At 70.7% G+C, this 14,100-nt stretch carries 7 protein-coding genes; 2 read left to right on the forward strand and 5 right to left on the reverse strand.

The genetic code is table 11. From position 1 onward, the window contains the following. Positions 1-146: 146 nt before the first annotated feature. Positions 147-1,598 (forward strand): zinc-dependent metalloprotease, encoded by a 1,452-nt coding sequence (locus ABIB14_RS06980; protein WP_354235159.1) that lies wholly within the window; start codon positions 147-149, stop codon positions 1,596-1,598. A 35-nt stretch (positions 1,599-1,633) separates the two neighbouring features. On the opposite strand, the gene ABIB14_RS06985 is transcribed toward ABIB14_RS06980, so the two are convergent. The 3 genes from ABIB14_RS06985 to nudC form a co-directional block, all read right to left on the reverse strand. Then, on the reverse strand, positions 1,634-2,275 hold the full coding sequence (locus ABIB14_RS06985) for a M48 metallopeptidase family protein (RefSeq protein WP_354235160.1): 642 nt from the start codon (positions 2,273-2,275) through the stop codon (positions 1,634-1,636). Continuing rightward, positions 2,275-4,365: an ATP-dependent DNA helicase UvrD2 gene (locus tag ABIB14_RS06990; RefSeq protein WP_354235280.1), complete on the reverse strand. Its 2,091-nt coding sequence runs from the start codon at positions 4,363-4,365 to the stop codon at positions 2,275-2,277. Before ABIB14_RS06990 ends, ABIB14_RS06985 begins: the two co-directional genes overlap by 1 nt. 201 nt (positions 4,366-4,566) lie before the next feature. Beyond that, positions 4,567-5,688 (reverse strand): NAD(+) diphosphatase, encoded by a 1,122-nt coding sequence (gene nudC, locus ABIB14_RS06995; protein WP_354235161.1) that lies wholly within the window; start codon positions 5,686-5,688, stop codon positions 4,567-4,569. Between the two features lie 177 nt (positions 5,689-5,865). On the opposite strand from nudC, the gene ABIB14_RS07000 reads away from it, so the two are divergent. After that, complete coding sequence (locus tag ABIB14_RS07000; protein ID WP_354235162.1) at positions 5,866-7,209, forward strand: macrolide 2'-phosphotransferase; 1,344 nt, start codon at positions 5,866-5,868, stop codon at positions 7,207-7,209. An 8-nt stretch (positions 7,210-7,217) separates the two neighbouring features. Here ABIB14_RS07000 and ABIB14_RS07005 read toward each other — a convergent pair whose 3' ends face one another. Both ABIB14_RS07005 and ABIB14_RS07010 read right to left on the reverse strand, forming a co-directional pair. Continuing rightward, positions 7,218-10,775 carry an ATP-dependent helicase gene (locus tag ABIB14_RS07005; protein WP_354235163.1) on the reverse strand — a complete coding sequence of 1,186 codons (3,558 nt, stop codon included), beginning with the start codon at positions 10,773-10,775 and terminating at the stop codon, positions 7,218-7,220. Further along, positions 10,772-14,014: an ATP-dependent helicase gene (locus ABIB14_RS07010; RefSeq protein ID WP_354235281.1), complete on the reverse strand. Its 3,243-nt coding sequence runs from the start codon at positions 14,012-14,014 to the stop codon at positions 10,772-10,774. The genes ABIB14_RS07005 and ABIB14_RS07010 overlap by 4 nt, the downstream gene beginning before the upstream one ends. Between the last annotated feature and the right edge of the window lie 86 nt (positions 14,015-14,100).

Consider the following 14,100-nt stretch of genomic DNA (forward strand, 5'->3'; position numbering starts at 1 on the left):
AAATATTCCAGCTCCCAACACTACGCGCTCGCGCGCCGACGGGGCTCTTTGCCGACAGCGAACGTGGCCCGGTTTCGGGCGACAGCCGCTGACACGGAGGGGTAGCGTGAAGTTGAGCACCAGTCACACCGACGATCGGCGGGATCATGACCTCTAACCCACTCAATCCGTCCAACGGGGACGACGAACCCAAGGATCCGCTGGCAGAAATGCTGCAGAACCTGATGGGCGGCAAGGGTATGGGGGATATCGATCCGGCCGAGCTCGCCAAGGCCGCCGGGTTGCCGGACGATCCGAACCTGCTGGCGCAGATGTTTTCCCAGGTCCAGGCCATGATGAGCGCCTCTTCGGACGGGCCGGTGAACTGGCAGCTGGCACACGAAAACGCCCGCCGGGTGGCGGCCAGCGGCTCCGACCCGTCCGTCAGCGCCGCCCAGTCCCGCGAGGTGGACGAGGCCCTCCGGCTCGCCGAACTCTGGCTGGACCAGGTCACTGATTTGCCGGCCACCGGCCTGATCGGCCGGGCCTGGTCCCGCGCCGAATGGGTTGAGGAAACCCTCGGCACCTGGAAGCGGCTGACCGAACCCGTCGCCAACAGCATCGCCAATGCGCTGTCATCCGCCATGACCGAACAGATGCCCGAAGAGATGAAGTCCATGATGGGCGGCGCCTCGTCGATGCTGCAGAACATGGGAGGGGCTATCTTCGGCATGCAACTGGGACAGGCAATCGGCGCCCTCTCCGGCGAGGTGGTGAGCTCCACCGACATTGGCGTTCCCCTGGCCGATCTGGAAATGGCGCTGCTGCCGGCCAACGTGGCGAAGTTCGGCGAGGGCCTCGGCCTGCCGGAGAACGACATCCGCCTTTTCCTTGCGGTCCGGGAAGCCGCGCATGCCCGGCTTTTCGTCCAGGTGCCGTGGCTGCGCGGGCACCTGCTCGGCGCGATCGAGGCCTACGCCCGCGGCATCCACATCGACACCTCCAAGATCGAGGAGCTTGCCCGCGGGCTGGATCCCAGCAATCCTGAGGGCATCCAGGAGGCCCTGTCGCAGGGCGTCTTCATGCCCCAGCGCACCCCCGCGCAGGACCGGGCCCTCGAGATGCTGGAAACCGCGTTGGCCCTGGTGGAGGGGTGGGTCGACGAGCTCACGGCAGCCGCCACGGAGAAGCTGCTGCCCTCGTCGGCGGCGCTGCGTGAGACCGTCCGGCGCCGGCGCGCCACCGGCGGGCCGGCAGAGCACGCGTTTGCCTCCCTCGTGGGCCTTGAGTTGCGGCCCCGCCGGCTGCGTGAGGCCGCAGCGCTGTGGGCACAGCTTACGGTCGAGCGCGGCCCGGCCGGCCGGGACGCCATCTGGCAGCACCCCGATCTGCTTCCCACGGCTGAGGATCTGGACGACCCGAAGGGCTTCAGTGAACGCCGCAAGCTGGCCGAGGCCAGCGGCACCGAGGTTGACGACGCGCTACAGAAGCTGCTGAGCGGCGGGTTCGACACGGCCGGACCGGATCTCGAGCAGGCCGGGGATGACACCGGCCCGGCCGCGGCGGATTTCGGCGATGAGCCCGGTGCTCCGGATGACGGCGGCAGCCCCAAGTCCTGACGGGCGGTGACACCGGCCGGTACCGGCGGGCAGGATCAGCGGGCGGCGGCCTCGACGTCGTCGGCCGTCAGGTCGTCGGTCTCGTCGGGGCCGTCCTGCCCGGCCGGAAGCCCGCGGGCGGTCGCGAAGGACACGCCTTCCAGGAACGCTCTGGCGCGCTCCGTTTCCGGATAGGCGGACAGCAGCCGCCAGAAGGCGGCGTTGTGGGCGGCCACCAGGAGGTGCGCCAATTCGTGCAGCAGCACGTAGTCGATGACCCACTGCGGCATCGGCCGGAGCTTGTGGGAGAGCCGGATGGTTCCCTCCGACGGCGTCGCCGAACCCCAGCGTGAATTCTGGTTGGTCACCCAGCGGACCGACGTCGGGACGGCCCGGCCGCTTAGATACTCAGCGGAGAGTGCCGCCGCGCGGGCGGACAGCTCGGCGTCGCTGCCGCCGCGGCGTTTGCCGGCGGCCTTGGAGCCGCGGGCGCCCTGCAGGCGGAGCTTCTCCAGCATCCGGTGGACCCATTCGCGTTCCTGGGCGCTGCTGAAGTGTGCGGGAATGGCAACCACGGCGGTGCCGTTTTCCCAGAACGCGGCCACCGTCCGGCGTCGGCGTGCCGAGCGGCGCACCTCAACCGGCGAGCCGTCCGCGGTGGTCACCGTGGTGCTGCCGCTGTTCCCGGCGCCGGCCATCAGGGCGTGGAGCTTTCGACCAGGACCGCGAGCACGGCCTCACCGTATTTCTCCAGCTTCGACGCGCCCACGCCGGGCAGCGTAGCGAGCTGTTCCAGGGACTCAGGCCGCGCCTCGGCGATCGCGGTAAGGGTCGCGTCGGTAAAAACCACGAAGGCGGGGACATCACCCGCCAACGCAACTTCCTTCCGCCAGTGCCGCAGCGCCTCGAAGGTCTGTTCCTCGTAGCTCGGCGGGCACTGGCTGCACCGGCTGACCTTGCGTTCGGCACCGCTGGAAAGCATGCTGCCGCAGACCCGGCACGACGCCGGCACGGCCGCCTTCCGGCGTGCAGCGGCGCCCTTGCCGCGGACGGACGAACTGGCCACCGAATCAGGCCGCAACCCGTCGAGGAAACGCGAGGGCTTCCGGTTGGCTCGGCCGCCCGGGGTTCTGGCGGTGGACCAGGACAGGTACAGGTGCTCCTTGGCGCGGGTGATGCCGACGTAGAGCAGACGGCGTTCCTCGTCCACGGCCTCGGGGGTGTCAGCGAAGGAGATGGGCACCAGGCCTTCGCTCAGGCCGACCAGGAACACAGCGTCCCATTCCAGGCCCTTGGCCGCGTGCAGTGAAGCCAGGGTCACACCTTGGACGGTTGGCGCATGCTGGGCCAGCGAGCGTTCCTGCAGTTCGTTCACGAAGTCCGCCAGGCTGAACTGGGCTCCCCTGCTGACCACGAGGTCGTCGGCGAGGGCGACGAGGGCGGCCAGCGATTCCCAGCGTTCACGGACGGCGCCGCCGCTGTGCGGGGCCGCGTCCGTGTAACCCAGGGAGGACACGATGTCGCGGACCAGCTGGCCCAGGGGCTCCGGCGTCGCGGTTTCACTGACCGCGCGGGTGGCGGCCCGCAGCTGCAGGATGGCGTCCCGGACTTCCTTGCGGGCGAAAAACCGTTCGCCGCCGCGGAGCTGGTAGCCGATACCGGCCGAGGCGAGGGCCCGTTCGTAGGCCTCCGACTGGCCGTTGGTGCGGAACAACACGGCCATTTGGCTCGCCGGCGTCCCCGCTTCCAGCAGCTTCCGGATGTTCAGCGCGACGGTGGCGGCCTCGGCCTCGTCGTCGGAACATTCGGTGAACTGCGGCACCGGGCCGGCGGGCCGTTGGGCTACGAGCTGCAGCGGCGCGGCCCAGGCGGCGTCCGCCACCGGACCGCCGCTGCGCCGGCCGGCCAGCAGCTCGTTGGCCAGTTTCACCACCTGCGGGGTGGACCGGTAATCACGGACCAGTTTGACCACTGTGGCGTCCGGGTACAGCCCCTTGAAACCGAGCAGGTGCTGAGGCGAGGCGCCGGTGAAGGAATAGATGGTCTGGCTGGCGTCGCCGACGACGCAGAGATCGTCCCGGCCGCCCAGCCAGAGTTCGAGGAGCCGCTGCTGCAGTGGCGAAACGTCCTGGTATTCGTCCACCACGAAGTGCCGGTACTGTTCCCGGACGGTCGCGGCCACCTTGGGATCCTCCTGCAGGATCCCCACGGTGATCAGCAGCACGTCCTCGAAGTCGATCACGTTCCGGTCCGTCTTGACGTCCTCGTACGACTGGAAGACCCGGGCTACGGCGGTCAGGTCGAAGCCGCCGGGCGTACCGCGGCCCTGGGCTTTTTCCAGGTAGTTGGCCGGGGTGAGCATGGACACCTTAGCCCACTCAATTTCGGAGGCGAGGTCCCGGATGGAGGCCCGATCGGTGCTGAGCCGCAGCCGACGGGCGGCCTCGGCGATCATCTGCGCCTTGTGGTCCAGCAGGTTCGGCAACGTGCCGCCGACGGCCTGAGGCCAGAAGTACTGGAGTTGGCGCAGCGCGGCGGCGTGAAAGGTGCGCGCCTGCACACTGCCGACGCCCAGATCCCGGAGCCGGCTGCGCATTTCCGCCGCGGCGCGGGCGGTGAAGGTGACGGCCAGGAGCCGTTGCGGGTTGTACACGCCGGAGTGCACGCCGTAGGCGATCCGGTGCGTGATGGCGCGGGTCTTGCCGGTGCCGGCGCCCGCCAGGACGCACATGGCCCCGTTCAGGGTGCCGGCCACCTCGCGCTGTTCGGCGTCGAGGCCGCCCAGGATTCGCTCCTCGAGGGAACGGTTATCCGGGGCCGGGAGCTCGGTGGGCGTCCCCCCGGGGCCGGACTGTCCGGCCGGGAAGTCGCTGGGCTGGAAAATATCTGTGTTCACTTCTGCTGCTCAGTCGTTGGAGGTTCTGCGGTGGATGCCCCGCAGTCTGGGACGCGCGGCGCGGGGGCGCTACGGCGTGCTGTTACGGTGATCTCATGCGGCGTCCGGGCGGTCTTGGATGACGCCCCCGTACCAGTGTTCGATCAGGGCTCGTGCGATCGAGAGTCTGCTGGAGATGACGATTTCTCCGCTCAGCACCGCTTCTTGCAGCTCGGCGCGGCTGAACCAGCGCGCCCGGGTGACCTCGACGCCGTCAGGCCTTGCCTCCGTGTCCGACGTCGTCGCGGTGAAGCCGAGCATGAGCGACGCCGGGAACGGCCAGGACTGGGATCCGAGGTACTGCGAGGCGGTGACCCTGACGCCTACCTCTTCGCCAATTTCACGGATAACGGCCTGTTCGAGGGATTCGCCGGGCTCGACGAAGCCAGCCAGCGTCGAATAGTTCCGGGAGTCCAGCGGGCCGCCGCCGCCGAGGAGCAGCCTGCCGTCCGCTCCGACCACTGTGACGATGATGGCCGGGTCCGTGCGCGGGTAATGCTCCGAATTATCCGCCGTACAGCGCCGGACCCAGCCGCCGGCCTCGGGGACTGTCGTGGCGCCGCAACGCGGGCAGTGCGTGTGGGTGGCGTGCCAGTTGGCGACGGCGCTGGCCTCGATGAACAGGGCCGTGTCGATGGGGTCCAGCTGGGCGGCCACCTCGCGGAAGCCCGCCCACTGGGCACCCGCCGGGATGCCCTCGACGTGCTGTTCGAAGGGCTCGGCGTGGACCTCGAATTGTTCCGGAAGGATGAACAGGACGTACTGGGTGCCCTCCGGCGCGCCCGCGGCGGGCAGTGCCGCGCCAAGATAGATCACTTGCTCGGGGGCGTAGGCGGTCCCCCCGAGCCGGGCGGCGAGGCCGGCAGCGTCCACGAAGACGAGGCCATCGCCGCTGACCAGGGCCTGGCGCCGCGACAGCAACATCGCCTGTACCCCGCCGGAACGCAGCATCTCCGCCAGCATTCCGGGTTTCATCCGGGCCGCGGTACCGCGGTCAATCGGCGCCGGGCGTACGGGAAGGACGGTGTCCTGCAGCCGGTTTGCCGGCGGGCTGATCCCGGGCGCCGTCGACGCGGGAACCGCCCCGGACCCGGCCGGGTCCGGGTGCGCCGATTCAGGATTGTTCGGTCCAGTAGTTTGCCCGGTTCCGGACTCCGGTGACTCAGCAAGACTCATGTACCCACCGTACCGACCCCCGCTGACAATTGACATTTCCCCCGGCGGGTCCGGCCGCGGGCGCCAGTCCCGGAACGGTGGCGGACCCGGCAGCCGTGCGGCCGTATTTCGCGTCGATCTTTCAGACTCGCCGCCCTGCATCGCCGTCATCGGCGCGGCTCGCTCTACCGTGGAAGAGTGAGAAGAAAACCAATCGAACTTGCAGCCGTCGCAACGGCGGCAGTCCCCGGCCTGACCCCGACCGCCGTGAGCTCCGCGCCCGACGACCCGGCAGACTTCGATTCGGCCCTTCTCCTGGATACCGAAGGAAAACACTGGCGGGTGCGCTCACCGCGGCATGCCGAGGCCAGCGCACGGCTGGAAACCGAGTTCCTGGTGCTGCGCGCGTTCACTCCCGGCATCCGCGCCGAACTCCCGTTCCTGATGCCCACCGTGGCCGGCAGCGTCCGGCAGGGCACGCTCAGCACCTTCGTGTACTCCCACCTGTCCGGCGCCACCCGCTCTGTGGAAGAGCTCAGCGCCGGTTCAGCCGGGCTGGCCCGCGAGCTGGGCGCTGCCCTGGCCGCGATCCATGACCTCCCGCATTCCCTGGTCAGCAATGCCGACCTCCCGAGCTATACGCCGAACGAGTTCCGCCAGCGCCGGCTCAACGAGCTGGACCAGGCCGCGACCACGGGCAAGATTCCGCCGCTGCTGCTGCGCCGCTGGGAGCACGCACTGGAGGACGTGTCGCTGTGGCGCTTCAACCCCAGTGTGGTGCACGGCGACCTGCATGAGGACAACCTGCTGGTGGACGGTGACAAGGTCACTGCCGTGACCGGCTGGACGGACCTCCGCATCGGGGATCCGGCCGACGACATGGCCTGGCTGGTTGCCTCCAACGACCAGAATTTTGTCGACACGGTATTAGCGCAATACACCTCGAACCGCCGGGACGCGCCCGACCCCCACCTGCTCCGACGCGCCGCGTTGTCGGCGGAGTTCGCCTTGGCGCAATACCTGGTGAAGGGGCTCGCGGCAGGAGACCAGTCCATGATCGACGAGGCAGAGTCCATGCTAGCGGTGCTGGCCGACGACGTCGCGGAGCACGGCGGCCAGCCGATCAGCGTCGAACCGCTGCCCCAGCCCGCCGTCACCGTGCAGCCCGCCGTCACCGTGCAGCCTGCTGTGACCGTGCAGCCGATTGGGCCGGATGCTCCTGGTACGGCGCCCGAGCCCGGAACCGACCGGGCCGCCGGCGGTGCGGTGCCCGCCGTCCAGGTCACGCCGATCCCCCGCGACGACTCGGCCACTGCCGTGCGCGGCGACGGGGGCGGCCCCGTCACGGAAGCTGACCGGGCCGCCGGCGGCAGGGCCGACGCCAACGGATCGGACGGCGGCCGGGCCGATGATGCCGCAGCCGCCGTCGACACCACAGAGAACGGCGCCGAAGAGGACGCGGATACTTCCCTCACTGGTCCGTCCGCGACTGATGACACCTCCACGACGGCGCTGACGGTGGTTCCGGATACGCGCTCCTAGCGCAGCCGCTAGCAGGCTGCGCTCCTCCCAAGGGCGGCAGCCACAATGTCCTCCAGCCGTTCCGCTGAGCCCAGGTCGTGCGGGCGCACCACCGCGTCGTCGGCCACATAATAGAACGCCGCGCGGACATCCTCGAGCGGGATCCCCTTGAGCCGGGACCACGCCAGCCGGTAGACGGCGAGTTGTACGGCTTTGGTCTTGAGCTGGCCGGCCGGCGGCCGGCGTCCGGTCTTCCAGTCCACGAGGTCCCAACCGCCGTCGGCGTCCCGGAAGACGGCGTCAATCCGGCCGCGGACCACCACGTCGCCGATCCGCGTCTCCACCGGCACCTCCACATACGCGGGCGCCCGGTGGGCCCATTCGGACTGGCGGAAGGTCTCCACCATGTCGTTCAGGCCGTACGCCTCGTCGATGTGGTCGTCCGAGCCGGCAGCTTCGCCCAGGTCCAGCATCCCGGAGGTGCCGAAATACTCTTCGACCCACGCGTGGAAAGCCGTTCCCTTGCGCGCGGACATGCCGGGCTCCCGCGGAACGGGGCGTCGCAGCCGGGCCACGACGGAGGCCGCGTCGTCGTCCAGGTCTACCAGGGTGGAGGCGGAGATGTGCCCCGGCAGGTGCACGTCCTGGCCGGTGGCCCGGCGGGAGCGCCGGTCCAGCAGGGTGGCCGCTTCCTGCGCCCAGCCTGCGGCGGGGCCGCGCAGTCGCCGCGCCCCGGGCACCGAACCCGCCGAATCCGGCCTGGAGCGGGCCGAACCCGCAGGTGCCGGAGCCGGCAGCGAGCCGGCGCCGGGAAGTTCCAGATCCTGCAGGACACGGGCTGCGGCGGCTGCCATGGCGGCCCGGCGGCCCGGTACGAGTCGAAGCCGGGCCCCGGTGCGCGGGTGGACGGGTCCTTCCAACGGATCGTACGGCCACAGTGCGAGTTCGAGTTCGGAGGTGAGCGGGCTTTCCGCCGGCAGCGATTCCTCGGCGACGGACAGCGGATGGATCTCGGCCGCTCCGGTCGCGCTCAGGGCTTCGAGCTCGGCCAGGAACGGCGACATCCCGGCCTGGCCCGCCCGGGAACCCACCCAGGCTGCGCTGGACACCCAGAGTACGTGCTTGGCGCGGGTGTAGGCTACGTAGGCCAGGCGCCGTTCCTCGGCTTCCCCGTGGACCGAGACGGCGGCCTTGAAGTCCTTCTCCGCGTCGAGCCAGCCTTTCTGGTCCGGCTGGTCCAGGTCCCACTGCGGGAGGTCGGCGCGGTCACCGCGGAGCGGCCACGGCAGCGCGGCCGCCCCGCTGCTCCAGCGTGAATCCCGGCTGCTGGGGAAGGCCCCGGCGTTGAGGCCCGGGACAAACACCACGTCCCATTCCAGCCCCTTCGAGGCGTGCACGGTCAGCAGTTGCACGGCCTCGTGGTTGACTTCCGGTGCGGCGGCATCAAGGCCGTTTTCCTCGGCCGCAGCCGCTTCGAGCCACGCCAGGAAGGCGAGCACGTCGACCCGCTGCGACGTGTGCAAGAACCCGGCAGCGGCGTCCTGGAAGGCATCCAGGTTGCGACGTGCCTGGTGGATGCTGATGCCCGGCCGGGCCGCGACTTCGATGTCCAGGAGCATGGCGCGTTCGACTTCGCCGAGGAGCGTGCTGAGATCATCGCCCATGAAGCTGCGCAGTTGCCGGAGTTCCACGGAAAGCTTCTGCAGTCGTTCCCGCGCTGCCGGGCTCAGCTGCCGGCCGTGCGCGGACGTCCAGTCCGGGCGAGGCAGCCAGTCCAGGGCTTCCACGAGGCTCGCTGCGTCGGTGAGGTCGCCTTCGATGACCGCCTCGGCGGCGTCGTCGCTGTCGGTCTCACCGCCGGGGCGTCCGCGGCGCCGCGCAAGGAAGCTTGACCAGTCACGGAACGCCATCAGGTCCGCCGGGCCGATCCGCCAACGGGCGCCGGCCAGCAGCCGCATCAGTGAGTCCGATCGGCCCGGATCGGCCAGCACCCGGAGCGTGGCCACCAGGTCGACGATCTCGGGTGTGTCCAGCAGCCCGCCCAGGCCCACGATCTCGTAGGGGATGCCACGCAGCTCGAATTCGCGGCGGATACACTCCATCTGGGCCCGTCGCCGACACAGCACGGCCATGGCGGGCGCCCCGGGTTCCTCCGCCTTGCCGGCGTCGAAGTCGGTCCGCCGGAATTTCAGCACGTCCGCGGCGATGGCCGCCGCCTCGTCCTCGTCCGTGCCGAAGCGGCCCATCAGCACGCGGCCCTGGACCGCGGCCGGGCTGGGCTGGAGCGGCGGGACCTCCACGGTGCCGGCGGTGTCCCGGGCACCGGCGGCCCCGGCCTGGGCGGCCGCCTTGCTGAGCGGGGCGGAAATGACGTTGGCGGCCTCGAGAATGTTCCGGCCGTTACGCCAGGCGGTGGTCAGGTACGACGTCGGTGCGACGGCGAACCTACCCGGACGGCCGGCGCTGTTGCTGCCTCCGGCGTCGGCGTCGGCGTTGGCGTCGGCGTTGGCGTCAATACGGACCGGGAATTCGCGGACAAAGTGGAAGAGCTGACCTGCGGACGCGCCGCGGAAGCCGTAGATGGACTGGTTCGGGTCCCCCACCGCGGTGACGGCGTGGCCGTCACCGAAGAGCCGGGAGAACAGGACCAGCTGTGCGTGCGAGGTGTCCTGGAATTCATCCAGCAGCACCACCTTGTAGCGTTGGCGTTCGGTTTGCGCCGACACCGGGATCTCGTTGGCAACCCGAGCTGCGAGCGCCACGAGGTCGCCGAAGTCCAGAGCGCCCCGGGCCCGTTTCGCCTGAGCGTAGCGGCCCACCATGTCCGCGACGCTGGCGCGGGTGCGCAGCAGAGCGCTGAGGTCCCCCGCGGCCTGGGCGGGGTTCTTTTTGGCTGTGGCGAGGTACGGGAGCGACTCAAACTCGGCCACCCGGTCCAGCAGCCAGCCGCGGACCTGCGCAGGGTCCTGCAGGTGCTCAGCACATTCCCCCGCGAGCTGGATGACGGCCTTGACGAGGGTGGACTTGGCGGAGCGGAAATGCTGGTAGTCGCCGTCGAAGGCCTCCACCACCTCGCTGGCAAGCTGGAAGGACTGCGCGCCGCCGAGCAGGACGACGTCCCGTTCGACGCCGAGCCGCAGGCCGTAGTCCGAGACGATGCCGCTCGCGTAGGAGTGGTAGGTGGAGACCTTGGGCTCCAGCGCGTCGGTGCTCAGCAGCCCGGCCGGGAACACCTTGTGGTCCGGGTCGGCGGCGGCGATCCGTGCCAGGGCCGCGAGCTTGGCCCGGATCCGGGTGGCGAGTTCGCCGGCGGCCTTGCGGGTGAAGGTCACGCCGAGGACCTCCTCCGGCCGGACCCAGCCGTTCGCGACGAGCCACACCACCCGGTCCGCCATGGTAGCGGTCTTGCCGGAGCCGGCCCCGGCAATGACAAGCCGGGGGGTCAGCGGCGAGGAGATTATCAGGGATTGTTCGGCCGTGGGGCTGTTCTTCTCCCCCAGCAGCACCGACAGCTCCTCCGGGCTGAACCGGGGCTCCGGAAGTGCCTCCGGGCAGCCTGTCGCGTCCGGCGTTGCCACGTTGCTCATTCGGTGACCTGCTTTCCACGTGCGCACAGCGGGCAGACTTCCGGAAGCCTGCAGCCGTGGCCGCCGTGCCCGCCCTTGGCGGGGTCGTGGCGGGCTTCGAAGGTGCTGCCGGACATGACCCGGGCAGCCTCACCGACCATCTCCAGCGCCCAGTTGGCGTCCGGATCGAGCGCCAGCTGGCCCTGCACGCCCGGGCTTTTGGTGCTGGTGCCCAGCTGGGCCAGCACGGCACCGCCGGGCCGCGGGGGCGGCCCGTCATCCGGGCCGGCAAATCCGCCGGCCAGGACCGCGGCCTGGTAGGCGCCCAGCTGGGGATGCCGTTCGAGCTCGGCTTTGCCGGGCTGGCGCTTGCCGGTCTTGAGGTCCACGACGACCAGGCGGCCCTCGGCGTCGATTTCCAGCCGGTCCACCTGGCCGCGGAGCACGGCGGCCCGGGCGGGCCAGCTCTCCTCGGCGCCCGGGGCGGCCGGCGGGACCACGTCGGGCAGCTTCACCTCGAAGTCCTGTTCGACTCCGATCAGCGCCCGCCCCTCGCTCCGCATCACCAGCACGTACTGGGCAAGTTTGCGGACCATGGTTTCGGCCCGCTGGTAATCCAGTTTGCCCTCCCAGTTGTCCTTCATCCCCAGCGACGGCCAGCGCTTGACCAGTTCGGCCACGTATTCCCCGCCGGAGGCGTTCGGGAGGTCCTGGGCGATGGCGTGGACCAGGGTGCCGAGGCTCCGGGCGAAGTCCGTGGCGGCCTCGCCGCCGGCGGCCTGGACAAACCAGTCGAGCGGCGATTTCTGCACGGTCTCTACCTTGGAGGGCGAGACGAAGACGGTGCTGCCGGGCGGCACCACCGGGTCGGTCGATGACAGCGGGACGAGACCCCACCAGCTGTCGGGGTGGGCGCCGGGCACAGCAGGCACGGCGGCAGCGAGGGCTCCGAGCACGGCGGTGGCCTCGGCCGCTTCGGCGGGGCCGCCGTCGAGCTGGGCGTACTGGCGCAGTTCCGCGACGAGCGCGCGCAGCGTCAGCGGACGCTCCACCGCGGTGAAGCCGCGCCGGTCCCGGTCCGGGTGCAGCGGCGAGACGTAATCCAGGAAGGACGAGGGTTGTTCATCCTCGGACGAGACTGCGGTGCAGATCAGCACCTCCCGGGCGCGCGAGACCGCGGTGGAGAAGCTGCGCAGCTCGTCATAGCGGATCTCCCGCAGCCTGCTCAGCGGATCCAGCTGCAGGGCGTACTCGACGCCGTGTTCGACGGCGTCGGCGAAGAGCGTGCTGCCGAGCAGTTCGCCGCGGAGCCGGGTGTTGGGCCAGACGCCTTCCTGAAGCCCCGGCACAATCACGACCGGCCACTCGCGCCCGGCGGCGCTGGCCGGCGTCATGAGTTCCACCGCGTCCTCCAGCTGCGCCCGGGCTGCGAGCGTGTCCATCGGAAGCTCCTGGCTCAACAGGTACTCAAGGAATTGTTCCGGACCGGAACCTGGGAGCTGGTCCACGTACCGCTCGGCCGTATGGAACAACGCCATCATGGCATCCAAGTCCCGGTCCGCCCGGGCGCCCGCCGCGCCGCCGGCCAGGGCGGCCTCGGTCCAGCGGGCGGCGAGCCCGGTGGAGTGCCACAGCGCCCACAACACGGTTTCGGCGTTGCCGCCGGGCGCCGCGGCGGCTTCCCGGCCGGCCCGGATCATCCGGGCCACACGGCGTGCGGAGTGCCCCTCGATGCCGAGCGTCCCCAGCGCGGCCGGCTCCAGCAGGGCCTCCACGAGCAGCGCGTCACTGGTGCGCCCGCCGCCGCCGAGGAGCTCCTCCCGCCGCAGGGACTGGCGGAGCCGGCGCAGTTCGATCGACGTGGCGCCGCCGATCCGCGAGGTGAGCAGCGAGACGGCGGACTCCGGGGTGAGCTCGGCAGGATCCAGCGCCACCACGTAGGCGTCCAGCAGCGGCCGCACGGCGACCTCGTCCCGGACCGCGGATTCGGCCACCGGGATCCGGACCGGGATGCCCTGGCCGGCGAGGTGGCGCTGCAACTGGGCGAGCTGCCCGCCGTTGCGGACGATCACTGCAATGTCGCCCAGATCCCTGCCGTCGTTCAGCTGGGCTTCGAGGATGCGCTGCGCCACATAGCGCAGTTCGTGGACCGGGGATGGCAGCAGGTGCGCCTCCACTGCGCCCTCGCCGGCGGCCTGCTGAGCCGGCTGAGCCGGCTGAGCCGGCTGGACGAGCTTGCGCGCCGACGTTCCGCCGGAACGCAGCGAGATGCGCTCCGCCACCGCCTGCCAGGCCTGCGCGACGGTCGGTGTGTGGCGGTGGGCGGTCCACAGCGGCCGTTCAAGGACGGTGCCGCCGGCCGCGGCGAGCAGCCGTGGCAGTTCGGCCACCAGGTCCGGCCGGGCACCGCGGAACCCCTGCACCACGGTGTCCGGGGAGGCGGTGACGAGGGCGTCCTTGCCCGCGGCGATGTCCGCGAGCAGTTCGAACACGGCCGGGTTCGCCTCCTGGACATCGTCAACGAGGATCAGCTGGAGCCGGTCCCGCTCCACGGCCAGGAACTCCGGGCAGTCCTGGAAGATCTGCCGGGCCGCCGTGATGATGCCGGCCGGGTCGAAGGATTCGGGCATGCGCAGGTCAAGGACGTCGCGGTACTCGGCATACAGTGCCGCCGCGGCCGTCCAGTCCGGCCGACGGCAGCGCTGCGCGAGGTCCGCCAGGTCCCCGGCGGTGCGCCCGGATTCGATGATCCGGTCAAAGAGCTGGCGTACCTCCTGCCGGAAACCCCGGGTCTGCAGGGCGGCGTCCAGGTCCCCAGGCCAGGGAAGTTCCAGGCCCGGCTGGGCGTGGCCTTCGAGGAGTTCCTTGATGATGAGGTCCTGTTCGGGACCGGACAGGAGTTTGGGCGCCCGCGGCAGCGGCAGGATGCCTTCCGCTTTGGCCCGCCGGATCAGATCGAAGGCATACGACGCCCAGGTGCGGGCCGGCGTCGTGCTCAGGCTGCGATCCAAGCGTGCGGTGAAGCGGTCGCGCAGAGCATCGGCGGCGAGCCGCCCGGGCGCCAGGATCAACATCCGCTCGGGATCCAGGCCGTCCCGTTGCGCCCGGCGGACGGCGGCCTCGACCAGGACCGTGGACTTGCCGGTCCCCGGCGCGCCGGGGACCAGAACCGGTCCCGAGCCGTGCGCGACGTCGACGGCGTCCCGCTGGTCCGGTGACAACACCGGGACGGTACTGTGCTGGGTCCGGGGCGGCAGCAGGCGAAGGCCTGGCTGGTTCTCGTGTGACCGGTCGGCGCCGGCCCGGTCGGCGCGTGACCGGTGCGCGGGTGGCCGGTGCGCGGGTG

Origin of the sequence: Arthrobacter sp. UYEF3, assembly GCF_040546245.1 — a bacterium.
Taxonomy (GTDB): Bacteria; Actinomycetota; Actinomycetes; order Actinomycetales; family Micrococcaceae; genus Arthrobacter.